This window comes from Rhizobium leguminosarum bv. trifolii WSM2297, assembly GCF_000271845.1.
Genome location: NZ_JH719395.1, coordinates 1,975,317 through 2,000,128, shown reverse-complemented (window position 1 = coordinate 2,000,128; position 24,812 = coordinate 1,975,317). Strand labels below are relative to the sequence as shown.

The following is a 24,812-nucleotide window of genomic DNA, read 5'->3' as shown; positions in this document are numbered from 1 at the left end:
CAGATGCGCAACCCCATCTTTCGCCGTCGGCCAGGGAAAGTATCCGCGTTCCAAAAATTTTGTAAAACAGGCAAAACCCTTGGCCATCCCACCATAAAAGTTTGATCCGATCAGCGCGTTTTCCGCGGAAGCCGAAGATTGCGCCGGAGCCCGGCACCTCCTTGATAGCCGTCTCGACAAGCGCCGACAGTCCATCAATGCCACGCCGCATGTCGGTCACCCCGCAGGCCAGATAAACCCGCACATTCCCCGAAGGCCCGATCATGCCGCCTCCACACAAGCGACCAGTGACGATAGCACTTCGAGATCCATGTCCGCTGCAATTCTCAGTAAGCGGCCATTCCTCAGGACGATCTCAACGTCTTTGCATCTCGACCGAGCACTGCTCCTCTTGGAACCGTCACTAACGCTCTCCGACGCTCCGATAAGCGATACCGGGATGAACGTCTGGGGAGATTCGGCTGGCAAGAGCTTCTTTCGCCAGGCGTAAATCTGCTGTGGAAGAACGTCGTGCCGGCGCGCGACATCCGAAACGGTGCCATCCGCGCTGAACGCTTCTTGCAATATCGAAAGCTTCAGTTCCGTCGACCAGCGACGTTGTCGCTCGGCACCCGTCAGAATCTCAACCTTGGCCATTCATACCCTGTTACGTCACAAATGAATCATCTGTGTCGTAACTTGCGCCAATCCCGCACCTAACCAAAATCCGATCACCGGACGCTCACATCTTGTTTGCCTTCCGGTATGGCAGGCTGTAGCGGAAGCGCACTTCGCGGCGAGTCTCGCGGAGTAGTGCCAGTAGCTCGAAGTATGAGCTTTCAAATCGTTGGCGGTGGTAATCTTTGTTCTGCTTGTCCGCGGCGTGTCCTTGCATAAAAAGCGCGGCCAAAGCGCCTGTAAACGCTAGTCCGGCGAATAGTGCATTGAGCGCTCCAAAGCCGTCGCCCCACTGGCCTGCCTTCTCCATCACGTTGTCGCCCGTAGGAAGACTTTCTATAGGAGGTGCGAGGGACAGCGGCAGCTTGAGAAAGCCCTCAGTAATGAACAGCTCGGAAATGCGTGGGCCTGCCATGCCCCAGTACAACCATGCTACCACCACAACAAACATCACCGCTATAATCATGAATCCGCGGAACATAATCGACGCCATCTATTTGACTCTCGTGAGGTATATGAGGTTTGGTGCCAGTCACTGATTAATGCAATCGCTACGGGATTTGTAGTGCGTTTGCATGTGCGGGATCCAGGAAACTAGAAAATTTTGCGTTGGGGTATTTAAGTGCCTGCGTATTGGCGTTTCCCCCCCATGGTGCATCCGTTCCTTGGTATAACTGAAAGATGCGCCCGCAATAGTGTGCGGCCATTATGCGCAAGCTTCTTTCTTGACAGAGGGCATAAGGCGAGGGGTGGCGCGTTGTACATGAGGGTATACCGTAGCGACTGCTGGGAACGGCACGTTCTCCCCTGTCCGCAAAGCCGCTCCAGCTTCTTCGTACACTGCAGCCAGCGGGCATGGCCGTTACGGACAGCGATATAGCTCGGAGCCGGATCGTCACCGACCTTCGTACATAAAGGTATACCTTTTCAGCACAGCGCTCTTGACTGTACAGATAGAGTACACTAATTGACCGTACACATCACTTTAAGAGATAGGGGTACGTAATGGGTGCAGTTGTCGGTTATGCGCGGGTATCAACAAGCCAGCAGGACCATTCCAGTCAGGTTGCGAGGCTCGAAGCAGCCGGAGCTACAAAGGTATTTACCGAGAAGCGATCCGGCCTTGACGGCGAGCGTCCGGCATTGGCTGAATGCCTTCGGTATTTGCGGGAAGGCGATACGCTACTTGTGACCAAGCTTGATCGATTGGCTCGGTCCACGGCGGATCTCTACAAGATCGTAAGCGACATCGACAAGCGCGGGGTTTCCTTCAAGGTGCTGGACGATACCGCAATTGATACCAGCAGCCGAACCGGCAAGCTTGTGATGGGCATACTAGCTTTGATCGCTGAATTTGAAACTGACATCCGCAGAGAGCGGCAAGTGGAAGGAATTGCCAGAGCGAAAGCTGAGGGCCGTACAGGCGGTAGACCGGCTCTTGTGACCGAGGAAGTTCGCACTAGGGTCTTTGATTTACGAGACCAGGGCATGAGCATTCGCAAGGTGGCCGAGGAAATTGGCTTCTCAAAGGCGACTGTTCAAAAGATCATTGAAAAGCAATGAGTTATGAAGAGCTCGGCTGGCTTTTGTGGTTCCGGACCCTTTTAGGAATAACAGGTGATGTATCGGTTTAAGCAGATATACGAATGTATATATGAACAGTTAGATACAGTGGAATGTAGAGAATACAATCCGGAAGATTATACTAGGTCAGATTACATGTCGTACATATAGGAATGATAAGTGAACATGCCGGCGGTAATGCAGTAATAATACATACATGCCGATAGTTATATGCCATATGTAATGCAATGCATAACTTACAGGATTATATAACTGAAGATAAATCCTACGTATAACTATGAAATACATATAGATCTCAATACCGGATAGATGACAATGGTGGCACTAGATGGAATATCTATTCGGTTTCAATAGACCTACAATCATCTCTGTGGACTTGTGCACCTAGCACTGCCTACTGCCGGTTCAATAATCAAGAACTACAGATTAACAAACCAGCTTTCAGCAGAATGAATTACAACAAGATCAGAGTTAAGTACGATCCAGTTATAACACACTAGTTCACGGGTCGTTATGTCTGTTGTTATACGGCCGCGATTTACAGCTTCGACGATACAGAGGGCTTTCGGTATTTAATCGTGGCTTTCGAGTCGAGACTGTTCATTCCATAACTTGATTGGATGGATTGCTTTCCTGTGTCCTCTCTTGCGGCCACAGATGCCCGCCAGGGCGCGAACAGGGGCTGGGATAGGCAATGAGTGCCGAGACAGCAAGAGGTGAGCCTATGGCCAAATGCGGGAATTTCCGGCATTGCTAAAATTACGGCATGCCTTTGATATAGTTCATATTCCTGTAGGCTGGTCTACAACCTTGCCCTGTTTTAAACGCCTATTCGAGTGTGCTGTACGGGAGGCCGATCAGCACCATGGATGCCGCTGCCCTGTCCATGTTCGGGCCAAGCCTTCTGACACGAGAATGCCACCAAGGGATTGGCCATTCCGTACCAGTACCCGGAGCTTGCGCCCATTCCTGTCTTTGTCCCGGTTTTTCCATGCCAATGTCTCGAAGGGGCCGTCATTGACCAGTTCCATGAGCCTTACAGTTGCTCGTTCTCCTAGCGCCTTTTCGGCTGCACAATGGGGCTGGCTGATCTCCGGTGTATCGATGTCGGCAATACGGATTTTGACGCCGTTGTTCCAGAGCGTGTCGCCATCCACGATGCAATTGAACCGTGGACCAGTGCCGCAACGCTGGTATCCCGGTTGCGCGATATCGGCACCAGCCGGACAAGTGGCGAGGAATGCGAGACCAACTAGTATGAATAGCCAGACTGGCAAGTCGCCGGGAATGCGGTTGCGCATGCTGTCAGCGCTGGGTCACGAACCGGAAATAGCCATCTGCCGCAAGGCGCGGGTGAATGCCCCGTTCGAAGCTACTGTTGATCCGAGCCTGATCGGCCTTCTCAAGCCAGCGACGCCACTGCACCGTATCGGCTGCAAAACGTCTAAGCTCGTTCTGGAAGGCAGCATAATAGCTTTCGTAGGTCTGGTAGCGTTCCGCCGTCAGACCGTGCTTGTGACAAAACGCGGCTGCGAGAACGAGAGGGTCAACACTGTTCCGATAGGCTCGTTGCAACGGCTCGTCTTCCGTGAAGTCTATAATGTTGAGTTCGCTACTGCTCCTGCCGGACAGCCGGTGAACCTCGTCCGCGAAGGTCTGGTGGAAAGCGTCGTAGGTGTCATCCGCGTTTAATTGCCTATCGGCTTGCGGCTCGTCAGCTTTGGTGGCGGGGCTACCGCTGCCGTACGCGGTATCCAGTACGACAGTCTGCGGCGCGGACAGCGCTATGTACCGATACCACGCGGGCATCGCTGCCTTCATGCCCCGACGATAGGCGTAGCCGATAATTGGAAGCTGCTTGCCACCATGCACCGTCTGCAACTGATGCTTGGCCATAAGGGCGACATTCCTCATCTGATCGGAAGCAAGGTCGCGCATCGTATCAGCACTCTGGTTTGCACGATGTTCCGATCCGCTAAGCTTCAAAGCTTCGAGGTAGACGAAGGCCCGTACAGTCTCCCTGCCTGCGCTCGTCGTATGACGAAAGAACTTGTACCCAGCACATGCCAGCAACCCAATGATGATGATTTCCAAGTGCCTGCCCCCGCGCCCGACCTGGGTCAGATATCCGATTTTTGGATAATCTGAAAATCGGATTACCGCACGGTTGAAGGGGCAGTCAACCGAGCATGGCGAAATCGCTGCACTCAAAGAGGCAACAGGTGCTGATAGCGGCGATTGCAGAGCAGCGCCGTGCTAAAGGCTTGTCTCAGGCGCAGGTAGCCAAGGCGTTGGGACGCCACCAACCGTTCATCGCCAACATAGAAAGCGGTGAACGGCGGGTCGATTTGCTGGAGCTTCTGGCGTTAGCCGACATCATTGAGCTAGATGTGCATGCTCTGATCGATCGGTTACAGCGGACGGCTGGGTAACGGTCAGCTTCTGCAAAGCCTCGCCCAGAGGCACGGTTCATCATCGCGGAAAGGATAACCAATATGGCAAATAAAGCCATGGCGCTTTCACAGCGTCAGGTCAAAGCACTGTGCCTTGGCGCAGCGCAAGCAGGCTTTGTGGCTGAGATCCTTATCAACGGGGCGTTCATTCGGCTCGTGCCAAGGGATGCGCCACCATCGCAGGTCTACAAGACACCCGAACAGATACGAGAAGAGGAGCTAGACGAGGAACTGGAGAGGTGGGCGGCCAAGCATGGTTACAAGCTGTAATCGAGCTTCTGCATCGCCTCGTTGCGCTGCTGCAATGTGAAACCTTCCTTGAAATACTGGCGGTGGGTCATGCCATCCTGCTCATGGCCGATGATTGATTTCACGAGCGGATCGGCTACGCCAGCTTGCAGTAGGCGCGTATTTACTGTGTGACGCAGGCTGTGGAACACGCGTGTCTTGGATTTCAGCCCTAACTGCACAAGAAGCCTGTCGTTGAACCAACGGCTCTGCTGGCGTCCCCATCCATTCTTCGGGTCGTAGCTAAAATCGGGGAATAGCTTGGTCGCCTTCTTGTCCGCCATGTATATAGTCGAGTAGTCCGGCCTCGATAAGCTCGCTGTGGATAGGGACCAGACGACGAGCGGCAGACGTCTTTAAGCTCTTTCGGTCGCCTTCCTCGTTCATGTTGAAGACCCATATGCCGTCCTCTTGGTGGATATCCTTGAGATGTAGCTGCGCGATCTCGCCGAGTCGGGCACCCGTATAGATGCCGATGAGTGTAGCCCATTTCTGGTACGGTTTAGTAACTAGCCCGTCCTCATTGTGCAGGACTGTTCGCAATATCAAGTGGATTTGATCGTCAGTATAAGCGTCCCGATCGCCATCCTTGTTTTTCTTGGTTTGCTTGACGGCAAGGCCAGAGAAAAAGTTCTCGCTGGTGTGATGGTTCTGCTTCGCCCACTCGAACAGCTCGTGATAGGTTTGCAGGTACTTATTGATAGTTGCGACCTGTATGATCTGGACGCCGGGAAGATTCAGGACATCGGCTAGGGGCCTGCCTCTCGTAATAGGGTTCTTGGAACGGTTACGCGGGTACGCAAGCAGAGTGTCTTTTACGCGCTTGGCCTCCATAGCTGTCAGCATACGTACGTCTGTGCCGCCGCCCAGGATTTCCTCTAGCAGCTTGATATGGTCCGCTTTCTCGATGATAGTCTTTGCAGCCCATGCGTTGCCGCGCTGCCTCTCCTTGCTGTAGGCAGCGGCTACTTCAGTAATGGACATACCCGGAGCCTTGACAGCCTGGATCGCATCATCGGTAGGTGACGTTGGTTCGCGTTCGAAATCATAACGTTGCAACGACTTATCGTAGGCAAGGACGGCCTTAACAAAGCCGTGGTAGGACAGCTTCATTTCCCGATCTAGCCAGCCGTACTGCGAACTGTCCTTTTGAATGTCGAGATCATACTCGTCGATGAAGCGTGTCAGAAGGTCGTCGTCGGATTGGACGAGAGACAGTGGGGTATCTGTTTTCGTCGCATGCTTGGCAACAAGCTTGCTGGTTAGGTATGCCTGCCTATCCAACTCGTTCAGAGGACCGGTATCATTCATCTCAGCTTTAGCCGCGTTCAGCAATCGCCGAAAATGATCAGTCAATACGCGTCTAAGTTCCTCGTACCGCATCCCGTATGCAATTCCATACTCGTTCAATCGTTCGCCTATCTGGCTCATAGAACGGGACAAGCGCAATGCTTTTCGTGGGTCACGGGTCTGTAGAGAAAGCTTGAGCGTAGATGCCTTTTTCTGTGGATGTAGCTGCTTCGGTAGTGGCCAACGCAGGTAGAAAACGCCGCACCGTGACTTTACGAGATAGACCGGATTGAACAAACCAATGTTCCCCTTGGATGTCTCCCCAGGAAAAACCGGCTTCTAAGTCATTGATTTCAAATGGAATGGTGGGCCCGGAGGGACTCGAACCCCCAACCAAGCGGTTATGAGCCGCCGGCTCTAACCATTGAGCTACAGGCCCTCAGCACCGGATGTCCGGCGCCTTGGTGCCGGAGGTCGGCACCCAGATGCCGGGGCAATGGTTCCCGCAGCATCGGTTCGCTCTAACGCAAATTGCAGGGAGCCACAAGCGCAGAGCGCAAGCATCTGTGGACGATGCATATTTCAAGGGTGCGGGCACTGGAACCTTGTGGCGCGGGCGACGATTACAGAGATTGGATTCGATGAAGAAGGCGATCGTGGATGGTGGCGTTGAACAGTGCCGTGGTGCTTATCGTCGAGGATGAGCCGCTGATCCGGTTCAGTGTCCTCGATGTGCTTGAAGATGTCGGCCATGTGGCGCTGGAGGCGGCGAATGCCGACGAGGCGATGGTGGTGCTGAAGGGCCGGCAGGATGTCGATATCCTGTTCACCGATGTCAACATGGCGGGTTCGATGGACGGTATCCAGCTTGCCAAGCGGGTGAGGGCGATGCGGCCGAATATCGGCATCATCATCACCTCGGGCATGGTGCGGCTCGACCCGATGGCGCTGCCCGCCAATACCGCTTTCCTGCCGAAGCCCTACATGCACGACGTGCTGATCTCGACCATAGATTCCTTGATGACATGATAGGGGCGCGCAGCCGCAAAACGGGGACTGGTTTTGCGGCTGCGCGCGAGGCGCCGGGAGACATGCTCGTCTTCGGGGTGCAGCGGAGGGGGTCGCGCCCTCAGCCGAAGCTGCTCTTCAGCGCCTCATTCTCGTGGTGGGCCTTCTTTTCGTAGATCGTAAACAGCGCCATCGAGAGGAGATAAGAGAGGAACGGATCCCCTATCTGCGTGGCGATGTCGCGGGAGGCGAGAACATGGCGCTCCAGCGTGCCGATGTCTTTCTGTGTTGCGGTTTCAACGAGGCGTTTCATGCTGCCATCTCCAGGAATTGGGTCACGACCGAGCGGGTCGGAACATGTCTGACGTAGAGGGGTAGGGTCAGGCCGAGGGCTGTGCGCATGTTGCGCAGCACGCGGTCCGACACTTCGAAGGCGCCGCAGCAGACGGGGTACTTGCCGTAGCCGTCTGCGCGGCCGAGTTCTTCCACTTCGGCGCCTGCGCGTTTGTAGACGCGCTTGAGATAGGGCTCGTAGTTGGAAATCATCGTATGGATGCCGTGATCCAGCGCGCATTCGCAAAGCGCAAGCAGCATCATCGAAAAGGCCCGGCCGGCATCGATATTGGGGAAATCCTTGGCGATCGCTTCCTCATCGATGCACATGCGCGTGCCCTCCCAGATGCCGGGAGCGATGAGATCGGCGGCCGCCGGGAACGTCTCTCGGAAGACATCGTAGAGAAGGGTCGGCCCGGTCGTCGGCATCAGTCGCATGCCACCATAAAGACGGGTGCGGCTGTCGTTGCACCAGACGAGATAGGCGGGAGCCAGCGCATCGTAGCTGTCGCGTTCGTAAGGGCCGACGACTGGAACGTCCCAGCCGAGCGTATCAGCGAACACCTGCTTGCGCAGGCGAAACATCTGATCGAGTACGGCAGCGTATTTCTGATACTCATGAGCCTGAATGATTACAAACATCTTGCCCTCCAGCGTTTGCAGTTCGTGGAGAGCAGAATGGTTCAGACAGGCCGGCTCGGAAATTCCCTCAGATGGGCCCCCTCAGATGGGGGGATCAATGCATGTAGTCCGGAGAGTATACGGGTTCCGGGATAACGACATGCATTGGAATAAAAGAGCTAAAGTGCGTCGAATTCCATACGACGCGTTTTAGGTGCATATCGCCTGACCTTTCCGGCGGTTTAGGGATTGATGATGCGCAATTGCACGGCCCGCGAGGCGGCGGCCGAGATCGTGGCGCAGCCAAGCTTGAAGCGGGCGGTCTTCAGATAATCGCGCGTCGTGTGCTCTGATATGCCCAGGATGACCGAGATATCCTTGTAATCCTTGCCCAGCGCGGTCCAGTGCAAACACTCGATTTCGCGGGGCGACAAGGCCGGCACCGGATCGTTCTCGCCGTGCAGCTCGTAGACGGCCTTCCGATGGATCAGATGGGCGATCTCGATCCATTCGTTGCGGCAGCGGCGGACGAGCTCGGCCCATTCGTCGGCCTGTATGCGGGCATTCAGCGACAGCAGCGCGCGGCGCTGCGCCTTGTCAGCGACGGGAATGGAGTAGCCGTTGCCGCCGATGCCGTGCTTCTGGGCGTCGACCAGCATGGCATAAGCCTCCGGCGTCGGCTCGACCTCGCTCCAGTCGAAGGGCAGCTGGCGTTCGAAGCCCTGTTTGACGATCGGGTCGACCTTCACATAGCTGTTCAGCAGATAGCGGGAGACCCAGGCATCCGGATAGGTGGTGCGCACGAAGGGCGAATCGATCTTGCTGGCGATCGTCTGGGCGAGGTGGTAGGTGACGAAATCGAGGCCATATTCCGCCTGGAGAATGCGGATGGCCGCATCCACATTGGCCGCGGCCTTGATCTGCTCGAAAGCCGACTCGAACTTTTCGCTATAGGTATTCTCGATCATTTCACTGCCCCACTTCCCTCAATCCTACCGTGAGGACCGTCTTAAATACAAGGCATCCCCACATATGCGGGGAATGACAATCCGGGCTCCGTCTGTTAGCGCCTTTCCACGAGGAGACCTCATATGGACAGCAAGAGACCATTCGAGATTGCCGAATGCCAACAGGCCGCCAAGGGCCTGAAATCCAGCTGGCAGGACATGGCGGGCTCCGAAGCGCTGATCCGCGCCCTCGTTGCCGAACGCAACGGCGACACCCCGCTGGCGCTGTTCTGGACCGAGGTCCACCGGGCGCTTTGCGTGGAAAACAACGTTTTCTGACATGGCCCGCCCCGGCAGGGTTTCAGGCTTTTTCCCACGATAAACAGGATCGGCCGGCATCGAAATCGACGCCGCGCCGCCCCCGGCGGCGAAATGAAATCCGCCCCCGCGAACGACACGCTTTCAGTCGTATCCGTTTCCGATTTTGCGAAGAAAGTGTCGAGCGGCAATGTCGCGGGCGGGGGAGATGGACAGCGCTTATCCCATGGAATTGTGCCGATATGCTTGATGAAGCGTTTCCGGCGGGAGCAGGGGCGTTGGTGGAAACGGTTAGACTGTGCCATTGCTGACGTTCACTGGCGACAGACGCGCCGCAGGTGGGCGGCGACTGAGAATCTCTTCGGCGATGGATGGGGTTATATCGCCCAACCGGCATCTTCCCCCGCTGAGAAGAACGGGGAACAGGCTGCCCGGTATTGCTGCATCACAGGTCTAAAGGGGAACGGGGCTCGCCCACGATCCCCCTTCGCGCCAGCGGGGAGAAGATGCCGGCAGGCAGATGAGGGGGTGAGCGGCGCAGCCGCGAATGCACGCAGCGTCAGCGAAGAGCAAGGATGCCAGCTTCACTCTCTCGCCAACTCCTGGGGTGCAAAGCCCACAGGGCAAAGCCTCGAAGGACTGGGCTGGTCACCCGCCCTCATGCTGAGACCCCCTTACGGGCCTCAGCATGAGGCTGATCGGTGTGCCGTTTGGCGGGGGGCTGAAACAGAGATTGGATCAGCCGACCTTCGTCGACGGGTTGACCCAGCCCTGGTGGGGCAATTCCGGCCGCGGCTGTTTCGGCCGGAATTTCACCAGCACCTCACGGCCGTCGACAGAGGCTTGCGTGCGTTCCAGTGCATTGCGTTCGGCCACCGCCTGGCGCCAGTGCTCGTCACCGCGCCCATCGGGACGCCCCTGTTCTTCCCAGATCGCGTAGGCTCTTTTGCTGATCCATTCGTGGCGTCTGCTGCTCATCTATCCATTCCATTCGTTAAGTCGTTATTCGGCAATTCTGTCCTGCGGAACTGCTCTTTCCTGCCGAACCGGCAGGCCCCGCTTGGCGGCCATCAGCAGGTCGAGTTCGATGGACGAGGGCCCGAAACGGGTGAAGAGCCTTTCGGCCTGCTCGCCCCCCAGGCCGTATTTGGAAGCGAATTCATCAAGGCTATAGGGGCGGCCGCGCAGGATTCTGCTTCGGCGCTCCGGTTCACGGATTTGCGTCATTGGTGATTACCCCAGACTGTTTTTCGAAGTGTGAGAACAAAACAGATTACAGCGGCAAAAGTTCCGTGATTTTTCACGGTTTTTTCGCCTGATCGTGCCATTGCGGGGCGATCTGAAGCGGGTGGCATGATTTTTCAGGAAGGGCCGTCTCCCGGAAAATTTCAACTAAAACACGTAGGAAAATCAGCGTGTTATGGAATTGGCTTCCGCCGTCCCGCATAAATGGGCTTTACCCCAGCGCGTTACTCTATAGAATCAATAGTGTTATTCGGTTCGCAGGGGCAGCAAAAACGTTCCATTCCCCGCGTTGGCGCGACCGATACCGGAGGACTTTGGCCTCAACCCATCAAGAGGAGACAGACATGTTGAATGCCCTGCCGCCACTTCATGACGGCCACGCGCCGTTTACCCTCCAGCAGCTGTTTCGCGAAGCGCTCTACGCCTTCGAGGAATGGGACAGCGAATTGACCGAACCGATCGTAACCTACGAAGGACGAGTCATCCCCATCGGTTTCGTTTTTGAAGCCATGCGCGAATGCACCGACATCGTGCCGATGAACATCGTCGGCGCCGTGACCGAGCGACTGACCAAGCCATGGGAGGGCGAAGGCCCGCTCGACCAGATGACCTTCTCGACGGCGGCGCGCGTCATGCGCGTGCTGGTGCGCAAGCGCCTGCTTGCCAATGGCACGGTCGATCTCGTCGCCGTTTCGGCCCATGTGGCCGAAGATCAGAATCGCGACTGACAGGATGAGGATCGCGGCCATGGCTGCGATCCTTTTCCGCTTCTTGGCGGAACCTCGCCCATTGCCAGCCGTTTACCGGCATGCCCGCCGCCAGTGCGGGTGAGGAATGAGCACCATGCTGAAATCCATCGTTCATGAACTCATCGGCACGCCTCGGCGTGAGCCGGAACTTCCGCAGTCGCTCGAGCAGTTTCGCGACAGGAAGCGGGTGCTGATCATCTTTGCCGATGCCCAGGACGACCGCGCGGTCATCCAGGACGAATGGCTGCGGAACGCGCATATGCGCCTCATAGAGGAAGACGTCGAGGTTTTCATCATCGCCGGCGGCGGCGCGTTCTCGCTGTTCGATGACGGTTCCGAACTCGATGCCGACGATGTCAGACAGCGGCTGCAGGGGCCGCCATCCGGCGAGTTCGGTCTGATCCTGGTCGGACGCGACGGGACGGTCAAGCTGCGCTCCAACGAGCCGAGGACCGCGGAGGATATCTTCGCGGCCTTCGAGATGCTGCCGAAGCAGACGCCTTGGTAGGGCTTCGGACTGAGCGTGACGCACCACGGGGCGTGGCGAAGCTGCGTGCCCCGCGTCTTCCTATGCCGACAGTCTGAAGTCGTTCCTAAAGCTCGAAGGCTTCCTTGAGGCCGAGGCTCTTGCGCTCGCGCAGATCGAGATCGGCCTCGATATGGGCGATATGATGCAGCATCAGCTGGCAGGCCCGGTCGAGTTCGTTGCCTTCGATCGCCGCTATGATGTCGCCGTGTTCGGTATGGCCGCAGCTCGATACCGTGGACTGGCCATAAAGGGCAATCACCAGCGACGAGCGGGCGACAAGCTCTTCCATGAAGCGCTGCATAATCGCATTGCCGGAGATTTCCGCCAGCCTGAGATGGAAATCGCCGGATGCCTTGATCTCGGCGCGGCGCGCCGTCTGGCCGCGTTCGCTCATCAGGCGGCCTTCCTCCAGCAAAAGCTGTTTCAGCTCGCTGACGTCACCGGGCGTGATCCGCGCCGCCGCCTCGCGCAATATGCCGGGTTCGACCAGGCGGCGGGCGGCAAAGATCTGGCGGGCCTCATCGGGCGAGGGATAGGCGACGAAGGCGCCGCGATTCTTCTCGACGCTGACCAGGCCTTCATAGGAAAGCGCCTGGAGTGCGGCGCGAGCAAGCGTGCGGCTGACATTGAAGAGATTGCCGACATCGTTTTCCGAAAGTTTGGTGCCGGGCGAAAGCCTGCGCTCCACGATTGCCTCGCGAATGGAATCACGGATCAGTTGTGTGCTGGTTTCGGCGGAGTCTTCGGCCTGCGTGACCTTGGCAGCGGATTTCATGAAATCGATTTCCTGATGATCGGCAAACCATATCCGGCTTCGCTGCAAAAGTTAAACGGAATTTGTGCGCGAAATCGCGATGAGGTTGTATACGATGTTTTGCACGAATTGAGCACGATAGCCTAATTCATGTGCAGATATCATCTTGCCTATAATTTGCCCTAGTGGGTGATCTGTACAGAAAGATGTTAATTAACAAAGACTTATCTGGCGATGCACAATTTGGCACGGCGGATGCATCATCTTTTCCAAACAGGGGATGGCATGATGTCGAAAGCGGCAGAGATCGATATAATATCCGTTTCGAAGGTTTATGGGGCGACGACCGCGGTCCACGCGATCAGCCTGAAGATTCCGGCCGGCTCCTATTGCTGCTTCCTTGGCCCATCGGGCTGCGGCAAGACCTCGACGCTGCGCATGATCGCCGGCCACGAGAGTATCTCGTCGGGCGATATCCGGCTCGGCAATGCCGTTGTCACCGATTTCCCGCCGGCCAGGCGCGGCACGGCGATGATGTTCCAGTCCTATGCGCTGTTCCCGCATTTGGACCTCATCGACAACGTTGCCTTCAGCCTGAAGATGAAGGGCGTCGACAAGGCGGAGCGGCGCGCCAAGGCGCTCGAGATGCTGAAGCTGATGCAGATGGAGGCCTATGCCAACAGGCGCCCGGCCCAGCTTTCCGGCGGCCAGCAGCAGCGCGTGGCGCTGGCGCGCGCTTTGATTACCGATCCGGAGGCGCTGCTGCTCGACGAGCCGCTGTCGGCGCTCGATCCGTTCCTGAAAATCCGTATGCGGGCCGAACTTAAGAAGCTGCAGAAGTCGCTCGGCATTACTTTTGTGCACGTTACCCACAGCCAGGAAGAAGCGATGGCGCTCGCCGACGTCATCGTCATTATGAATGACGGCCGGATCGAGCAAGCGGCGGCCCCGCGCGAGGTGTTCGAGAAGCCGGCGACCGCCTTCGTCGCGCGTTTCATGGGCGACCACAATGTGCTGTCCGGCCGAGTGACCTCAAGCGAAAACGGCACGGTCGTGATGACCGTGCCGGAGGGCCAGAGCTTTTCCGTGCGCGGGGCGGGCAGGGAGGTCGGTGAAACGGTCGACATCGGCATCCGCACCGACCGCGTGCGCCTTGAGGTGGCGACCGAATGGACCCTCGGATTCGACGGCATCGTCACCAACATCGAATATCGCGGCTCATCGGTGAAGATCACCGTTCTGGGCGCCGGCAGCGACGACTTCACCGTCATTGCCGACGATAACGACTATTTCGCCCGGCCGGTCGCGGTCGGCGACACCGTCTCGCTCAGCTGGGCGCCCGAGGATGCCGTGCTTCTTGGCCGATCTTCCGCATGAACCTTCACCATCAAGAACCATGAACCTTCTGTATGAAGAAAAGGGGAACTGACATGACGACTGAAACGACATCGACCAAGGCGGAGAAGGGTCTTTCCCGCCGCACGCTCTTGAAGACGGGTGCCGCTGCCGTCGGCGCCATCGCCGGCTCCGGCGCAATCACCGGCTTTCCCACAATCTGGGCGCAGTCGAACATCACGCTTCGCCAGTTCGGCACCGGCGTTTCCAACATCAACGCCATCGCTGAGAAGTGCAAGGCCGATCTCGGCATCACGCTGGAGATGACGGCAACCGATTCCGACGCCGCCGCCCAGCGCGCCGTCACCCAGCCTGACAGCTACGATATCGCCGACATCGAATACTGGATCGCCAAGAAAGTATTCCCGACCGGCGTGCTGCAGCCAATGGACGTCAAGAAGCTGAAATATTACGACAAGATCGTGCCGCTGTTCATCAACGGCAAGCTGAAGGCCGACAGCGTCATTGCCCAGGGTACGGCGCCGCACACGGTCGGCTTCGTCGAGGCGCAGGGTTCCAAGAAGTTCGCCAAGGAGCCGACGCAGTGGATGACGATGGTTCCAACCATCTACAACGCCGACACGCTTGGCATCCGCCCCGATCTCACCGGCCGTCCGATCACCAGCTGGGCCGACATTCTCGATCCGGCCTTCAAGGGCAAGACCGCGATCCTCAACATTCCGTCGATCGGCATCATGGATGCAGCGATGATCATGGAAGCCTCCGGCAAGATCAAATATGCCGACAAGGGCAACATGACCAAGCAAGAGATCGACAAGACGATCGAATTCCTCATCAAGACCAAGGGCGAGGGCCAGTTCCGCGCCTTCTGGAAGAGCTTCGACGAGTCGGTCAACCTGATGGCCTCGGGCGAAGTCGTTATCCAGTCGATGTGGTCGCCGGCTGTCGCCGCAGTCCGTTCGAAGGGCATCGCCTGCACCTTCCAGCCGCTCAAGGAAGGTTATCGCGCCTGGGGCGGCGGTCTCGGCCTTGCCTCACACTTGAAGGGCGCGCAGCTCGATGCGGCTTACGAATACATCAACTGGTACACATCGGGCTGGGTCGGCGGCTACCTCAACCGTCAGGGCTACTATTCTGCTGCCATGGACACCGCCAAGGAATTCATGTCCGCCGACGAATGGGGCTACTGGATCGAGGGCAAGCCGGCGCAGGGCGACATCCTGTCTCCCGAGGGCAAGGTCATGGAAAAGGCCGGCGCCGTGCGCGACGGCGGCTCCTTCGAAGCCCGCATGGGCGCCGTCGCCTGCTGGAACTCGGTGATGGACGAAGACCGCTACATGGTTCGTCGCTGGAACGAGTTCATCGCTGCCTAAGCGTTCGCCGCTTTTCCCCTCCCCAACCCTCCCTACAAGGGGGAGGGGGTCCAGAGGCGGTGCGGCATAGAAACTCCCTCCCCCTTGTGGGGAGGGTTGGGGAGGGGTCTTTTCGAGCCCTCCCTTTACACCGGGATGAATGACCAACGGAAAGGGCAAGGGATGGCGACGATCGCTTCAGAGCAGACGGATCAGGCTTCGCAGCCTACGCGTGGCCGTGCCCTCCGCCTCTCCCCCTCGGCCATCTCCTACCTCCAGGCGACGCCGCTGATCGTCATTCTGGGCTTCTTCTTCCTGCTGCCGATCGCCATGATCACAGTCGTCAGCTTCTGGGATTACGATTTCGCCGGCCTTTATCCCGATTTTCTCACCATGAACTACACCGATACGCTCGGGTCGTGGGTGACGTGGAAGACCTATCTCAATACGCTGAAATTCACCGCCATCGTCTGGGCTCTGACGCTCCTCATCGGTTTCTGGGTCGCCTATTTCCTGGCCTTCCATATCCGCAAAACCTCGACGCAGATGATCCTCTTTCTCGTCTGCACCGTGCCGTTCATGACCTCGAACATCATCCGCATGATCTCGTGGATCCCGGTGCTCGGGCGCAACGGTCTCGTCAATTCGACTCTGATCGAGATGGGGATCATCCCCAAGCCGATCGAATGGCTGCTCTATTCCGATTTCGCCGTCGTGCTCGCCATGGTGCATCTCTACACGCTGTTCATGGTGACGCCGATCTTCAACACGCTGATGCGCATCGACCGCTCGCTGTTCGAGGCGGCGCGCGATGCCGGGGCGTCGGGCTGGCAGGTGCTGTGGAACGTCGTCATTCCGCTGGCAAAACCCGGCATGGCGATCGGCACGATCTTCGTCGTCACCCTCGTCATGGCCGATTTTTCGACCGTGCAGGTGATGTCCGGCGGCCAGAGCGCCTCGGTGGCGCTGATGATGAAGAACCAGATGTCGCTGTTGCAATATCCGGCGGCGGCCGCCAATGCCGTGGTGCTGCTTGCTGTGGTCCTGCTGATGGTTGCCGCCATCCTGCGCGTCGTCGATATCCGCAAGGAGCTTTGAGATGAACCACGAAAAACGCGGCCTCGAATTCTATCTGCTGGCGATCTTCTTCATCATCTTCGTGCTGTTCCTCTACGGTCCGCTCTCGGCAATCCTGCTCCTCTCCTTCCAGGGGCCGGACGGCGGCCTGACCTTCCCGATGAACGGCATGTCCACGCACTGGTTCTTCAACCTGTTCGAGAAGCAGGCGGTCGGGGATTTCGGCGCCTCCTTCCGGCGCTCCTTCACCCTCGGGCTGATGGTGATGGTGGTGACCGTCGTTGTGTCGCTGCTTGCCGGCCTTGCCTTCCGCCGCCGCTTCCGCGGTTCGACCGTGCTGTTCTACGCCACGGTCGCCAGTCTCGTCGTGCCGTCGATCATCGTCTCGCTCGGTATCGGCGTCGTCTTCCAGGAGGGAGGCCTGAAGCCCGCCTGGTATTCCTCGGCCTTCGGCGCGCATCTGACCTGGACGCTGCCCTTCGGCGTGCTGATCATGTTTGCCGTCTTCAACCGCTTCTCGCCGGCCTACGAGGAGGCGGCGCGCGACCTCGGCGCCACGTCCTGGCAGACGTTCCGCCATGTCGTGCTGCCGATGATCGCGCCGAGCCTGGTCGGCGTCGGCCTGTTCGGTTTCACGCTGTCCTATGACGAATTCGCCCGGACGTTGATGACCTCGGGCACGTATAATACGCTGCCGCTCGAAATCTACGGCATGACGACCAACGTCACGACGCCGGTGCTATATGCGCTCGGCACAGTGACGACGCTGTTTTCCTTCACCATCATTCTCATCGCGCTCGGCATTATGACGATGCTCGGCCGGCGGCAGGCAAAGATTTAACTGACATGCGCATCCTCATCGTCAATCCCAATACCACGGCCTCCATGACCGAGAAGGCTGCGGCGGCCGCCTGTGCGGTGGCGGCATCCGGCACGGAGATCATCGCTGCGACATCCAGCATGGGGCCGGTCTCGATCGAGGGTCATTACGACGGAGCGCTGGCGATCCCCGGACTGCTCTCTGAACTCAAGGACCGGCAGGCGGTGGGCTACGACGCGGCCGTCATTGCCTGCTTCGACGATACCGGTCTCGAAGCGGCACGAAGCTTTGCCGATGTGCCGATCCTCGGGCTTTGCGAATCCGCCGTGGTGACGGCAGGCTTCCTGGCGCAGCGCTTCACCGTTGTCACGACGCTGGAGCGGTCGCGGGTGCTGATCGACAATTTGGTGCGCCGGTACGGCATGGGCGACCGCGCCAAAGTGCGTGCCTCCGACATCCCGGTGTTGGAGCTGGAGAATGCTGCCTCGGGCGCGATCAGCAAGCTCAGGGCGGAGATTGAGCTGGCGCTTGCAGAAGACGGTGCCGAGGCGATCGTGCTCGGCTGCGCCGGCATGGCCGATCTGGCGAGGGAATTGCAGGCGATCTATGGGGTTCCTGTCGTCGACGGTGTTGCGGCCGCCGTCAAGCAAGCCGAGGCGCTGGTCTCGCTCGGGCTTTCCACCAGCAAGCGCGGTTCCTATGCCTCGCCGCTGCCGAAACCCTTCACCGGAGCGATGAGCGCCTTTTCGCCGGCCGGGAAGCTTGGCTGAGCCATGGCCGTTTCCTTCGACTTCAAAGAGCTGAGCGAGCGCGAGCGCTACAAACTGATGATCGGCACGATCATTCCCCGGCCGATCGCGCTGGTGACGACGGTTGACGAAAACGGCCGGATCAACGCGGCGCCTTTCAGCTTCTTCAATTGCCTTTCGGCCGATCCGCCGATCCTGGCGCTCGGGGTCGAAAACAATGCCGACATGTCGTTCAAGGATACCGGCCACAATATCCGCATGACCGAGGTCTTCACCGTCAACATCGTCTCCTTCGCCATCGCCGAGGCGATGCATGTCTGCGGCGCCCGCTATCCGCGCGGCGTCGACGAGTTGAAGGAGGCGGGCTTGACCGCGATATCAGGTGAGAAGGTTGCCTCGCCTTGGATTGCCGAGGCGCCGGCCGCTTTCGAATGCCGGCGGCATGTGACGCTGGAGCTCGGGCGCTCGCGGCAGATCGTCATGGGCGAGATCGTCTATGCGCATTACCGCGAGGGTGTCGTCGATCCGGAAAGGCTGCATGTCGATCCGGCGGCGGTCGATGCCATTGCAAGGCTCGGCGGCAATACCTGCGCCACCATCCGCGATCGTTTCGAGATGCTGACGCCAAAACTTTGACATCAGGGATAGACCCAAGTTTTGCTTTACTTTTTCTCCTCTGATGAGAATGGTCTGCAGCGGATCATTGCAGGAGAGGAGCGCTAATCATGACAATCGAGAACGATCTCAGCCGGATCGCCGAGCAGGAGAAGGCGCTGAGCTTCGACGCCTTCGACCTGACGACGGCATGGCAACTCGGCAAGCTCCTGCAGGAACTCGCCACCGAGCGCGGCCTCGGCATTGCGATCGACGTGACCCTGCATTCGATGCCGGTCTTCTATGCGGCGCTGCCGGGCGTGACGCCGGATAACGTCAACTGGGTCAGGCGCAAGCGCAACATGGTGCTGCGTTATTTTCGCAGCAGCTATGCGTCCGGCCTGAAGCTCGCGAAAGACGGCAAGACGGTCGAGGATAACGGGCTTGACGGCGCCGACTATGCGCCGCATGGCGGCAGTTTTCCGATCAACGTCAAGGGCACCGGCTGCATCGGCGCGGTCACCGTCTCCGGCCTGCCGCAGCGCGACGACCACAATCTCGCGGTCGAGGCGCTGGCGCTGATGCTCGCTAAGGATCTGGACACGCTGCGGCTCGCCCCGCCGCTCTGAGCGGGCCGTTGCCGCGCCGGCTGGCGCCGCTGACCTCAGAGCCTGCCGCCGGCCTCGGCGATGCCCTTGGTCAGGCTGCCGGTTGCCGGGAAGAGCGGGATGAGGCAGGCCTGCAGGGCGTGGTAAATATCCCCCTTGCCAGGGAAGAGCGAATGCGAGGGAACGAGATCCTCCGTCAGTTCCTCATGCCAGCCGCCGTTCTTGTGATCGATGAAGGCGCGTTCGATGACGTTCCAGATCTTGCGGTAGCTCTCTTCGTGGAAATCGCTCGGAACGTGCTCGTTGAGGAAATGCGCGGCGGCAGCGCCTTCGCAGGCCGGCCACCAGAGCTTGTTGCGCTTGGCGGGTTTGTCGTCCCAGTCGAGCGTATAGAAGAAGCCGCCCTTGTCGTTGTCCCAGCCGAGCGCCATGGATTGCGCAAACAGCGCCTTCGCCGCATCCGGCATCCATTCGACGCGTTTTCCGCCGAGCGCCCAGAGTTGCAGGATGAGGCGGGCCCATTCCAGCCAGTGGCCCGGCGTCGTGCCGGCCGGGCGGAACATTTCGTTCGGATGATAGTAATTCTTGTCGAGCCTCCATTCGGCGTCGAAATGTTCGGCGACGCGCCAATCGACCGAACCGGCCTGCCGACGGATGACGAGGTCGGCGATGCTTTCGGCCTTGCTCAGATACTCTCTGTCGCCGGTGGCCTCAAAAGCTGCCATCAGCGCTTCGGTCAGATGCATGTTGGAATTCTGGCCGCGATAGGCGCCGCCGTCGAGCGGCTGCCAGTCTGCGGTGAATTCCTCGGCGATGGCGCCGTGTTTTGCTTCCCAGAACTTGGTGTTCAGGATTTCGGTGATGTCATCGAGCATGCCGTCGGCCAGCGGATGGCCGATCGTCTTTGCCGATGAGGCGGCGAGCAGCACGAAGGCGTGGCCATAGCCCTGTTTGTTGGTGTCAACAGGGCCGTCATTGTTAAGCGACCAGAAATAGCCGCCGTTTTTCTGGTCGCGATGGTGGTTCCAGAGATAGTCCATGCCGTGGTCGACGAGATCGCTCGCACCCGGACGGCCGAGCAGCGTGCCGATCGAGAAACAATGCACCGCGCGCGCCGCGATATGGATGCTGCGAACCTGCCCCTCGGCGTCGAGTGGCCTGCCGGCATCGTCGAGATCGTAGAAGCCGCCCTTCGGGTTGAGAGAATTGTGCTGGAAGAAATCGAAGAGGCCGTTTGCCTGGGCGAGCAGCCAGCCGCGATGATAGGCACGGCTCGTCCAGTTTCCAAGCACAGGGCTGCCGGTTGCGGGTGCCATGATGTTCCTCCGATTTCGTGCACAGGCGTCGCAAACGCCTATATACAGGTCGGGCAAGCCTGTCATCGGGCCAGCGCATCATGCTCTCCGAAAATCTGAATCGATTTTCGGAGAGCATGATGCGCGGATTCAATAATGCTACAGCGTCCTTTGCGCGTCTGAAGACGCGCGGCGCTGTAGGCTTGCAAAGCACGAAATCGATAGGCATATATTGACATAAAGATATCTTTATGTGATTTGGAAGTCTGGTCTTACGACGTCAAGGAGCCCTCCCGTGTTTGACACCCTCTTTGGTCCGGAAACGGGCAAACGTGACGGCAATGAAGTTTTCGCAGCTTTGAGAAAGGCCGCGAGTGAGCGCATCCTTGTCCTCGACGGCGCCATGGGCACGCAGATCCAGGGGCTCGGTTATGACGAAGACCAGTTCCGCGGAACCCGCTTCATCGGCTGCGCCTGCCACCAGAAGGGCAATAACGACCTTCTGATCCTGACCCAGCCGGATGCGATCGAAGAGATCCATTATCGCTACGCCAAGGCCGGTGCCGATATTCTCGAGACCAACACCTTCTCCTCGACCCGCATCGCGCAGGCCGATTACGAGATGGAAGGTGCGGTCTACGACCTTAACAAGGAAGGTGCCGAGATCGTCCGCCGCGCAGCGCAGCGCGCCGAGCGCGAGGACGGTCGCCGCCGTTTCGTCGCCGGCGCCATCGGCCCGACCAACCGCACCGCCTCGATCTCACCCGACGTCAACAATCCCGGTTTCCGCGCCGTCACCTTCGACGATCTGCGCTCCGCCTATGGCGAGCAGATCGACGGGCTGATCGACGGCGGCGCCGACATCATCCTGATCGAGACGATCTTCGACACGCTGAACGCCAAGGCGGCGATCTTTGCCTGCGAGGAGCGTTTCGAGGCCAAGGGCGTGCGTTTGCCGGTGATGATCTCCGGCACGATCACCGACCTTTCCGGCCGCACGCTGTCCGGCCAGACGCCGTCGGCCTTCTGGAACTCGGTGCGCCACGCCAATCCCTTCACGATCGGCCTCAACTGCGCGCTCGGCGCCAATGCGATGCGCCCGCATCTGCAGGAACTTTCCGGCGTCGCCGACACCTTCATCTGCGCCTATCCGAATGCCGGCCTGCCGAACGAATTCGGCCAGTATGACGAAACGCCGGAACTGATGGCCGCGCAGATCGACAGCTTCGCCCGTGAAGGCCTGGTCAATATCGTCGGCGGCTGCTGCGGTTCGACGCCGGAGCATATCAAGGCGATCGCCGAGACCGTCGCCACATACAAGCCGCGTCCGATTCCCGAGCATCGCTCCTTCATGTCGCTGTCGGGCCTCGAACCTTTCGAACTGACCAAGGACATCCCCTTCGTCAACGTCGGCGAGCGCACCAACGTCACCGGCTCGGCGAAGTTCCGCAAGCTGATCACCAATGCCGATTTCACCGCAGCGCTCGATGTCGCGCGCGACCAAGTCGAGAACGGCGCGCAGGTGATCGACATCAACATGGACGAAGGCCTGATCGATTCCGAAAAGGCGATGGTCGAGTTCCTCAATCTGATCGCCGCCGAGCCCGATATCGCCCGCGTGCCGGTGATGATCGACTCGTCGAAATTCTCGATCATCGAATCCGGCCTGAAACGCGTCCAGGGCAAGCCGATCGTCAACTCGATCTCGCTGAAGGAAGGCGAGGAGAATTTCCTCGCCCAGGCGCGGCTGCTGCACAATTACGGTGCGGCCGTCGTCGTCATGGCCTTCGACGAGACGGGGCAGGCCGACAGCTATGAGCGCAAGGTGGAAATCTGCACGCGCGCCTATAAGCTGTTGACCGAAAAGATCGGCTACCCGCCAGAGGATATCATCTTCGACCCGAATATCTTCGCGGTCGCGACCGGCATCGAGGAACACAATAATTACGGCGTCGACTTTATCGAGGCGACGCGGACGATCCGTGAGCGTATGCCGCTGGTGCATATTTCGGGCGGCGTTTCCAACCTTTCCTTCTCGTTCCGTGGCAATGAGCCGGTGCGCGAGGCGATGCATGCCGTGTTCCTCTACCACGCCATCCAGGCCGGTATGGACATGGGCATCGTCAATGCCGGCCAGCTTGCCGTCTACGACAATATCGATCCGGAACTGCGCGAGGCCTGCGAGGACGTGGTGCTGAACCGCCGTCCTGATGGCACCGAGCGGCTGCTCGAAGTGGCCGAACGCTTCCGTGGTGCCGGTGCCAGGGAAGGCCGGGTTCAGGATCTGTCGTGGCGCGAATGGAGCGTCGAGAAGCGCCTCGAACATGCGCTGGTCAACGGCATCACCGAATATATCGAAGCCGATACCGAGGAGGCGCGCCAGCAGGCCGCCCGGCCGCTGCACGTCATCGAAGGTCCACTGATGGCCGGCATGAATGTCGTCGGCGATCTGTTCGGCTCGGGCAAGATGTTTCTGCCGCAGGTGGTCAAGTCGGCGCGCGTCATGAAGCAGGCGGTTGCCGTGCTGCTGCCCTACATGGAGGAGGAAAAGCGCCTCAACGGCGGCGACGACGAGCGGCGGTCGGCCGGCAAGATCCTGATGGCGACGGTCAAGGGCGACGTGCACGATATCGGTAAGAATATCGTCGGCGTCGTGCTTGCCTGCAACAATTACGAGATCGTCGACCTCGGCGTCATGGTGCCGGCGTCGAAGATCCTCGAAACGGCGATCGCCGAAAAGGTCGATGTCATCGGCCTTTCTGGCCTGATCACGCCGTCGCTCGACGAAATGGTGCATGTCGCGGCCGAGATGGAGCGGCAGGGCTTCGAAATCCCGCTGTTGATCGGCGGGGCGACGACCAGCCGCGTGCATACCGCGGTGAAGATCCATCCCGGTTACAACAAGGGCCAGGCGGTCTACGTCACCGATGCCAGCCGCGCCGTCGGTGTCGTCTCGGCACTGCTGTCGCCCGAGACGCGCCAGGGCTATGTCGACGATACAAGGACCGAATATGCCAAGGTGGCGGCCGCCCATGCGCGCAGCGAGGCCGAGAAGGTGCGTCTGCCGTTGCCGCGGGCCCGCGACAATGCGCATAAGGTCGACTGGTCTGCCTACCAGCCGACGAAGCCGCAATTCTTCGGCACGAAAGTGTTCGAGGATTACGATCTGGCTGAGCTCGCCCGATACATCGACTGGACGCCGTTCTTCCAGACCTGGGAACTGCGCGGCCGTTACCCCGCTATCCTCGAAGACGAGAAGCAGGGCGAGGCGGCGCGTGCGCTCTGGGCCGATGCGCAGGCGATGCTGAAGAAGATCATCGACGAGAAGTGGTTCCGCCCGCGCGCCGTCATCGGCTTCTGGCCGGCCGGCGCCGTCGGCGACGATATCCGTCTGTTTACCGATGAGAGCCGCAAAGAGGAGCTTGCGACGTTCTACACCCTGCGCCAACAGCTTTCGAAGCGGGACGGCCGGCCGAACGTGGCGCTCTCCGACTTCGTCGCGCCGGTTTCGAGCGGTGTCACGGATTATGTCGGCGGCTTCGTGGTGACGGCAGGCATCGAGGAAATCGCCATCGCGGAACGCTTCGAGCGGGCAAACGACGATTATTCCTCGATCCTGGTCAAGGCCCTGGCCGACCGTTTCGCCGAAGCGTTTGCCGAACGCATGCACGAGCGCGTCCGTCAGGAGTACTGGGGTTATGCGAAGGATGAGGCTCTCAGCACCGAGGATCTCATTACCGAAGCCTATGCCGGCATCCGCCCGGCGCCCGGTTATCCCGCCCAGCCCGACCACACGGAAAAGGCAACGCTCTTCAAACTGCTCGATGCGGAAAAGACGGCCGGCGTGAAGCTGACGGAGAGCTATGCGATGTGGCCCGGCTCCTCGGTCTCGGGCCTCTATATCGGCCACCCCGACTCCCATTATTTCGGTGTCGCCAAGGTGGAGCGCGACCAGGTCGAAGACTATGCCAAGCGCAAGGGCATGCAGGTTTCCGAAGTCGAACGCTGGCTCGGACCGGTGCTCAACTATGTGCCGCGGAGGACGGGCGAGGAGATCGAGGACGCGGCCTGATTGCCGAGTCTTCGCAATCGTTTAGGGCCGTAGGCTCAGAGGTCGATTTCAATAGAAAGCCGGGAAGTGGATCGCTTTCCGGCTTTATGATTTTCATGTTGCTCAATAATTGC

The 24,812-nt window shown here is 59.0% G+C and carries 29 protein-coding genes, 1 tRNA gene and 1 pseudogene; 15 read left to right on the top strand and 16 right to left on the bottom strand.

Annotated features, from left to right (window positions below; genetic code table 11):
• The 3 genes from tnpB to RLEG4DRAFT_RS25090 all read right to left on the bottom strand — a co-directional run.
• On the bottom strand, positions 1–265 hold a 265-nt coding region (gene tnpB / locus RLEG4DRAFT_RS25100; RefSeq protein WP_003581000.1), incomplete at its 3' end, for an IS66 family insertion sequence element accessory protein TnpB.
• Positions 262–636: an IS66-like element accessory protein TnpA gene (gene tnpA, locus RLEG4DRAFT_RS25095; RefSeq protein WP_003574552.1), complete on the bottom strand. Its 375-nt coding sequence runs from the start codon at positions 634–636 to the stop codon at positions 262–264. The genes tnpA and tnpB, both read right to left, overlap by 4 nt.
• Before the next feature lie 85 nt (positions 637–721).
• Entirely contained in the window at positions 722–1,150 is a 429-nt protein-coding gene (locus RLEG4DRAFT_RS25090) for a hypothetical protein (RefSeq protein ID WP_003580997.1), read from the bottom strand.
• Between the two features lie 512 nt (positions 1,151–1,662).
• Here RLEG4DRAFT_RS25090 and RLEG4DRAFT_RS25085 point away from each other — a divergent pair.
• The gene (locus RLEG4DRAFT_RS25085) at positions 1,663–2,220 is read left to right on the top strand and encodes a recombinase family protein (RefSeq protein ID WP_003580995.1); all 558 of its coding nucleotides are present in this window, start codon (positions 1,663–1,665) and stop codon (positions 2,218–2,220) included.
• Positions 2,221–3,098: 878 nt separating this feature from the next.
• Here the strand turns inward: RLEG4DRAFT_RS25085 and RLEG4DRAFT_RS39215 are convergent.
• Complete coding sequence (locus RLEG4DRAFT_RS39215) at positions 3,099–3,542, bottom strand: thermonuclease family protein (RefSeq protein ID WP_085061934.1); 444 nt, start codon at positions 3,540–3,542, stop codon at positions 3,099–3,101.
• Between the two features lie 4 nt (positions 3,543–3,546).
• The gene (locus RLEG4DRAFT_RS25080) at positions 3,547–4,335 is read right to left on the bottom strand and encodes a hypothetical protein (protein WP_037094125.1); all 789 of its coding nucleotides are present in this window, start codon (positions 4,333–4,335) and stop codon (positions 3,547–3,549) included.
• Positions 4,336–4,430: 95 nt separating this feature from the next.
• Here RLEG4DRAFT_RS25080 and RLEG4DRAFT_RS25075 point away from each other — a divergent pair, with 95 nt between their 5' ends.
• Together RLEG4DRAFT_RS25075 and RLEG4DRAFT_RS25070 are read left to right on the top strand one after the other, a co-directional pair.
• Positions 4,431–4,673, top strand: a complete 243-nt coding sequence (locus tag RLEG4DRAFT_RS25075; protein ID WP_003580990.1) for a helix-turn-helix domain-containing protein — start codon at positions 4,431–4,433, stop codon at positions 4,671–4,673.
• A gap of 63 nt (positions 4,674–4,736) precedes the next feature.
• A complete protein-coding gene (locus RLEG4DRAFT_RS25070; RefSeq protein ID WP_003580987.1) occupies positions 4,737–4,964 on the top strand; it encodes a hypothetical protein in 228 nt (75 codons plus the stop codon).
• Here the strand turns inward: RLEG4DRAFT_RS25070 and RLEG4DRAFT_RS25065 are convergent.
• From RLEG4DRAFT_RS25065 to RLEG4DRAFT_RS25055, 4 genes and pseudogenes are all read right to left on the bottom strand, one after another.
• Positions 4,952–5,266: a tyrosine-type recombinase/integrase gene (locus tag RLEG4DRAFT_RS25065; protein WP_037094123.1), complete on the bottom strand. Its 315-nt coding sequence runs from the start codon at positions 5,264–5,266 to the stop codon at positions 4,952–4,954. The genes RLEG4DRAFT_RS25070 and RLEG4DRAFT_RS25065 overlap by 13 nt on opposite strands.
• The gene (locus RLEG4DRAFT_RS25060) at positions 5,226–6,293 is read right to left on the bottom strand and encodes a hypothetical protein (RefSeq protein ID WP_125869656.1); all 1,068 of its coding nucleotides are present in this window, start codon (positions 6,291–6,293) and stop codon (positions 5,226–5,228) included. Before RLEG4DRAFT_RS25060 ends, RLEG4DRAFT_RS25065 begins: the two co-directional genes overlap by 41 nt.
• A 123-nt stretch (positions 6,294–6,416) precedes the next feature.
• Positions 6,417–6,569 (bottom strand): annotated as a pseudogene (locus RLEG4DRAFT_RS64470) (DUF6538 domain-containing protein); the annotation flags it as partial.
• A gap of 66 nt (positions 6,570–6,635) precedes the next feature.
• Positions 6,636–6,711: transfer RNA gene (locus RLEG4DRAFT_RS25055), tRNA-Ile, on the bottom strand.
• A 221-nt stretch (positions 6,712–6,932) separates the two neighbouring features.
• Here RLEG4DRAFT_RS25055 and RLEG4DRAFT_RS25050 point away from each other — a divergent pair.
• Positions 6,933–7,301: a response regulator gene (locus RLEG4DRAFT_RS25050; RefSeq protein WP_003580983.1), complete on the top strand. Its 369-nt coding sequence runs from the start codon at positions 6,933–6,935 to the stop codon at positions 7,299–7,301.
• A 100-nt stretch (positions 7,302–7,401) separates the two neighbouring features.
• On the opposite strand, the gene RLEG4DRAFT_RS25045 is transcribed toward RLEG4DRAFT_RS25050, so the two are convergent.
• The 3 genes from RLEG4DRAFT_RS25045 to RLEG4DRAFT_RS25035 all read right to left on the bottom strand — a co-directional run bounded on the left by RLEG4DRAFT_RS25045 (position 7,402) and on the right by RLEG4DRAFT_RS25035 (position 9,202).
• Complete coding sequence (locus RLEG4DRAFT_RS25045; RefSeq protein ID WP_003580978.1) at positions 7,402–7,593, bottom strand: hypothetical protein; 192 nt, start codon at positions 7,591–7,593, stop codon at positions 7,402–7,404.
• Positions 7,590–8,255: an acyl-homoserine-lactone synthase gene (locus RLEG4DRAFT_RS25040; RefSeq protein ID WP_003580977.1), complete on the bottom strand. Its 666-nt coding sequence runs from the start codon at positions 8,253–8,255 to the stop codon at positions 7,590–7,592. The genes RLEG4DRAFT_RS25045 and RLEG4DRAFT_RS25040 overlap by 4 nt, the downstream gene beginning before the upstream one ends.
• A 221-nt stretch (positions 8,256–8,476) precedes the next feature.
• Entirely contained in the window at positions 8,477–9,202 is a 726-nt protein-coding gene (locus tag RLEG4DRAFT_RS25035) for a LuxR family transcriptional regulator (RefSeq protein WP_003580975.1), read from the bottom strand.
• A gap of 123 nt (positions 9,203–9,325) precedes the next feature.
• On the opposite strand from RLEG4DRAFT_RS25035, the gene RLEG4DRAFT_RS25030 reads away from it, so the two are divergent.
• The gene (locus RLEG4DRAFT_RS25030) at positions 9,326–9,520 is read left to right on the top strand and encodes a hypothetical protein (protein ID WP_003580973.1); all 195 of its coding nucleotides are present in this window, start codon (positions 9,326–9,328) and stop codon (positions 9,518–9,520) included.
• Between the two features lie 717 nt (positions 9,521–10,237).
• On the opposite strand, the gene RLEG4DRAFT_RS25025 is transcribed toward RLEG4DRAFT_RS25030, so the two are convergent.
• Together RLEG4DRAFT_RS25025 and RLEG4DRAFT_RS25020 are read right to left on the bottom strand one after the other, a co-directional pair.
• Positions 10,238–10,477: a DUF2934 domain-containing protein gene (locus RLEG4DRAFT_RS25025; RefSeq protein WP_003580971.1), complete on the bottom strand. Its 240-nt coding sequence runs from the start codon at positions 10,475–10,477 to the stop codon at positions 10,238–10,240.
• Between the two features lie 24 nt (positions 10,478–10,501).
• Positions 10,502–10,726: a hypothetical protein gene (locus RLEG4DRAFT_RS25020; protein ID WP_003580970.1), complete on the bottom strand. Its 225-nt coding sequence runs from the start codon at positions 10,724–10,726 to the stop codon at positions 10,502–10,504.
• A 362-nt stretch (positions 10,727–11,088) separates the two neighbouring features.
• Between RLEG4DRAFT_RS25020 and RLEG4DRAFT_RS25015 the strand changes: the two genes are divergently transcribed.
• Together RLEG4DRAFT_RS25015 and RLEG4DRAFT_RS25010 are read left to right on the top strand one after the other, a co-directional pair.
• Positions 11,089–11,472 (top strand): hypothetical protein, encoded by a 384-nt coding sequence (locus RLEG4DRAFT_RS25015; RefSeq protein ID WP_003580969.1) that lies wholly within the window; start codon positions 11,089–11,091, stop codon positions 11,470–11,472.
• A 115-nt stretch (positions 11,473–11,587) separates the two neighbouring features.
• Complete coding sequence (locus RLEG4DRAFT_RS25010; protein ID WP_003580968.1) at positions 11,588–12,001, top strand: DUF4174 domain-containing protein; 414 nt, start codon at positions 11,588–11,590, stop codon at positions 11,999–12,001.
• A gap of 85 nt (positions 12,002–12,086) precedes the next feature.
• On the opposite strand, the gene RLEG4DRAFT_RS25005 is transcribed toward RLEG4DRAFT_RS25010, so the two are convergent.
• Positions 12,087–12,797, bottom strand: coding sequence for a GntR family transcriptional regulator (locus RLEG4DRAFT_RS25005; protein WP_003580967.1), 711 nt, complete (start codon positions 12,795–12,797; stop codon positions 12,087–12,089).
• Positions 12,798–13,064: 267 nt separating this feature from the next.
• Here RLEG4DRAFT_RS25005 and RLEG4DRAFT_RS25000 point away from each other — a divergent pair, with 267 nt between their 5' ends.
• From RLEG4DRAFT_RS25000 to RLEG4DRAFT_RS24970, 7 genes are all read left to right on the top strand, one after another.
• Positions 13,065–14,153: an ABC transporter ATP-binding protein gene (locus RLEG4DRAFT_RS25000; RefSeq protein ID WP_003580966.1), complete on the top strand. Its 1,089-nt coding sequence runs from the start codon at positions 13,065–13,067 to the stop codon at positions 14,151–14,153.
• Positions 14,154–14,206: 53 nt separating this feature from the next.
• Positions 14,207–15,505: an ABC transporter substrate-binding protein gene (locus RLEG4DRAFT_RS24995; protein ID WP_003580965.1), complete on the top strand. Its 1,299-nt coding sequence runs from the start codon at positions 14,207–14,209 to the stop codon at positions 15,503–15,505.
• 162 nt (positions 15,506–15,667) lie between these two features.
• Positions 15,668–16,582, top strand: a complete 915-nt coding sequence (locus RLEG4DRAFT_RS24990) for an ABC transporter permease (protein WP_003580964.1) — start codon at positions 15,668–15,670, stop codon at positions 16,580–16,582.
• A 1-nt stretch (position 16,583) separates the two neighbouring features.
• A complete protein-coding gene (locus RLEG4DRAFT_RS24985) occupies positions 16,584–17,402 on the top strand; it encodes an ABC transporter permease (protein WP_003580963.1) in 819 nt (272 codons plus the stop codon).
• Positions 17,403–17,407: 5 nt separating this feature from the next.
• On the top strand, positions 17,408–18,151 hold the full coding sequence (locus tag RLEG4DRAFT_RS24980) for an aspartate/glutamate racemase family protein (protein WP_003580962.1): 744 nt from the start codon (positions 17,408–17,410) through the stop codon (positions 18,149–18,151).
• A 3-nt stretch (positions 18,152–18,154) separates the two neighbouring features.
• Positions 18,155–18,766: a flavin reductase family protein gene (locus tag RLEG4DRAFT_RS24975; protein ID WP_003580960.1), complete on the top strand. Its 612-nt coding sequence runs from the start codon at positions 18,155–18,157 to the stop codon at positions 18,764–18,766.
• An 89-nt stretch (positions 18,767–18,855) separates the two neighbouring features.
• Positions 18,856–19,353 carry a heme-degrading domain-containing protein gene (locus RLEG4DRAFT_RS24970; RefSeq protein WP_003580958.1) on the top strand — a complete coding sequence of 166 codons (498 nt, stop codon included), beginning with the start codon at positions 18,856–18,858 and terminating at the stop codon, positions 19,351–19,353.
• A 35-nt stretch (positions 19,354–19,388) separates the two neighbouring features.
• Here the strand turns inward: RLEG4DRAFT_RS24970 and RLEG4DRAFT_RS24965 are convergent, their stop codons facing one another.
• Positions 19,389–20,648, bottom strand: a complete 1,260-nt coding sequence (locus RLEG4DRAFT_RS24965; RefSeq protein ID WP_003580955.1) for an AGE family epimerase/isomerase — start codon at positions 20,646–20,648, stop codon at positions 19,389–19,391.
• Positions 20,649–20,922: 274 nt separating this feature from the next.
• Here RLEG4DRAFT_RS24965 and metH point away from each other — a divergent pair, with 274 nt between their 5' ends.
• On the top strand, positions 20,923–24,699 hold the full coding sequence (gene metH, locus RLEG4DRAFT_RS24960) for a methionine synthase (protein ID WP_003580953.1): 3,777 nt from the start codon (positions 20,923–20,925) through the stop codon (positions 24,697–24,699).
• Positions 24,700–24,812 lie beyond the last annotated feature (113 nt).

What these genes read in the sequence shown, in the direction of transcription:
- RLEG4DRAFT_RS25075 (WP_003580990.1), top strand. Translation starts at nt 4,431, where the DNA reads ATGGCGAAATCGCTGCACTCAAAGAGGCAACAGGTGCTGATAGCGGCG.
- RLEG4DRAFT_RS25010 (WP_003580968.1), top strand. Translation starts at nt 11,588, where the DNA reads ATGCTGAAATCCATCGTTCATGAACTCATCGGCACGCCTCGGCGTGAG.
- RLEG4DRAFT_RS39215 (WP_085061934.1), bottom strand. Translation starts at nt 3,542, where the DNA reads ATGCGCAACCGCATTCCCGGCGACTTGCCAGTCTGGCTATTCATACTA.
- RLEG4DRAFT_RS25050 (WP_003580983.1), top strand. Translation starts at nt 6,933, where the DNA reads ATGGTGGCGTTGAACAGTGCCGTGGTGCTTATCGTCGAGGATGAGCCG.
- RLEG4DRAFT_RS25035 (WP_003580975.1), bottom strand. Translation starts at nt 9,202, where the DNA reads ATGATCGAGAATACCTATAGCGAAAAGTTCGAGTCGGCTTTCGAGCAG.
- RLEG4DRAFT_RS25030 (WP_003580973.1), top strand. Translation starts at nt 9,326, where the DNA reads ATGGACAGCAAGAGACCATTCGAGATTGCCGAATGCCAACAGGCCGCC.
- RLEG4DRAFT_RS24970 (WP_003580958.1), top strand. Translation starts at nt 18,856, where the DNA reads ATGACAATCGAGAACGATCTCAGCCGGATCGCCGAGCAGGAGAAGGCG.
- RLEG4DRAFT_RS24980 (WP_003580962.1), top strand. Translation starts at nt 17,408, where the DNA reads ATGCGCATCCTCATCGTCAATCCCAATACCACGGCCTCCATGACCGAG.
- RLEG4DRAFT_RS24965 (WP_003580955.1), bottom strand. Translation starts at nt 20,648, where the DNA reads ATGGCACCCGCAACCGGCAGCCCTGTGCTTGGAAACTGGACGAGCCGT.
- RLEG4DRAFT_RS25020 (WP_003580970.1), bottom strand. Translation starts at nt 10,726, where the DNA reads ATGACGCAAATCCGTGAACCGGAGCGCCGAAGCAGAATCCTGCGCGGC.
- RLEG4DRAFT_RS24975 (WP_003580960.1), top strand. Translation starts at nt 18,155, where the DNA reads ATGGCCGTTTCCTTCGACTTCAAAGAGCTGAGCGAGCGCGAGCGCTAC.
- RLEG4DRAFT_RS24990 (WP_003580964.1), top strand. Translation starts at nt 15,668, where the DNA reads ATGGCGACGATCGCTTCAGAGCAGACGGATCAGGCTTCGCAGCCTACG.
- RLEG4DRAFT_RS25090 (WP_003580997.1), bottom strand. Translation starts at nt 1,150, where the DNA reads ATGGCGTCGATTATGTTCCGCGGATTCATGATTATAGCGGTGATGTTT.
- RLEG4DRAFT_RS25070 (WP_003580987.1), top strand. Translation starts at nt 4,737, where the DNA reads ATGGCAAATAAAGCCATGGCGCTTTCACAGCGTCAGGTCAAAGCACTG.
- RLEG4DRAFT_RS25045 (WP_003580978.1), bottom strand. Translation starts at nt 7,593, where the DNA reads ATGAAACGCCTCGTTGAAACCGCAACACAGAAAGACATCGGCACGCTG.
- RLEG4DRAFT_RS25015 (WP_003580969.1), top strand. Translation starts at nt 11,089, where the DNA reads ATGTTGAATGCCCTGCCGCCACTTCATGACGGCCACGCGCCGTTTACC.
- RLEG4DRAFT_RS25000 (WP_003580966.1), top strand. Translation starts at nt 13,065, where the DNA reads ATGTCGAAAGCGGCAGAGATCGATATAATATCCGTTTCGAAGGTTTAT.
- RLEG4DRAFT_RS25025 (WP_003580971.1), bottom strand. Translation starts at nt 10,477, where the DNA reads ATGAGCAGCAGACGCCACGAATGGATCAGCAAAAGAGCCTACGCGATC.
- RLEG4DRAFT_RS25065 (WP_037094123.1), bottom strand. Translation starts at nt 5,266, where the DNA reads ATGGCGGACAAGAAGGCGACCAAGCTATTCCCCGATTTTAGCTACGAC.
- RLEG4DRAFT_RS25060 (WP_125869656.1), bottom strand. Translation starts at nt 6,293, where the DNA reads ATGAATGATACCGGTCCTCTGAACGAGTTGGATAGGCAGGCATACCTA.
- tnpA (WP_003574552.1), bottom strand. Translation starts at nt 636, where the DNA reads ATGGCCAAGGTTGAGATTCTGACGGGTGCCGAGCGACAACGTCGCTGG.
- RLEG4DRAFT_RS24995 (WP_003580965.1), top strand. Translation starts at nt 14,207, where the DNA reads ATGACGACTGAAACGACATCGACCAAGGCGGAGAAGGGTCTTTCCCGC.
- RLEG4DRAFT_RS25005 (WP_003580967.1), bottom strand. Translation starts at nt 12,797, where the DNA reads ATGAAATCCGCTGCCAAGGTCACGCAGGCCGAAGACTCCGCCGAAACC.
- RLEG4DRAFT_RS24985 (WP_003580963.1), top strand. Translation starts at nt 16,584, where the DNA reads ATGAACCACGAAAAACGCGGCCTCGAATTCTATCTGCTGGCGATCTTC.
- RLEG4DRAFT_RS25085 (WP_003580995.1), top strand. Translation starts at nt 1,663, where the DNA reads ATGGGTGCAGTTGTCGGTTATGCGCGGGTATCAACAAGCCAGCAGGAC.
- RLEG4DRAFT_RS25040 (WP_003580977.1), bottom strand. Translation starts at nt 8,255, where the DNA reads ATGTTTGTAATCATTCAGGCTCATGAGTATCAGAAATACGCTGCCGTA.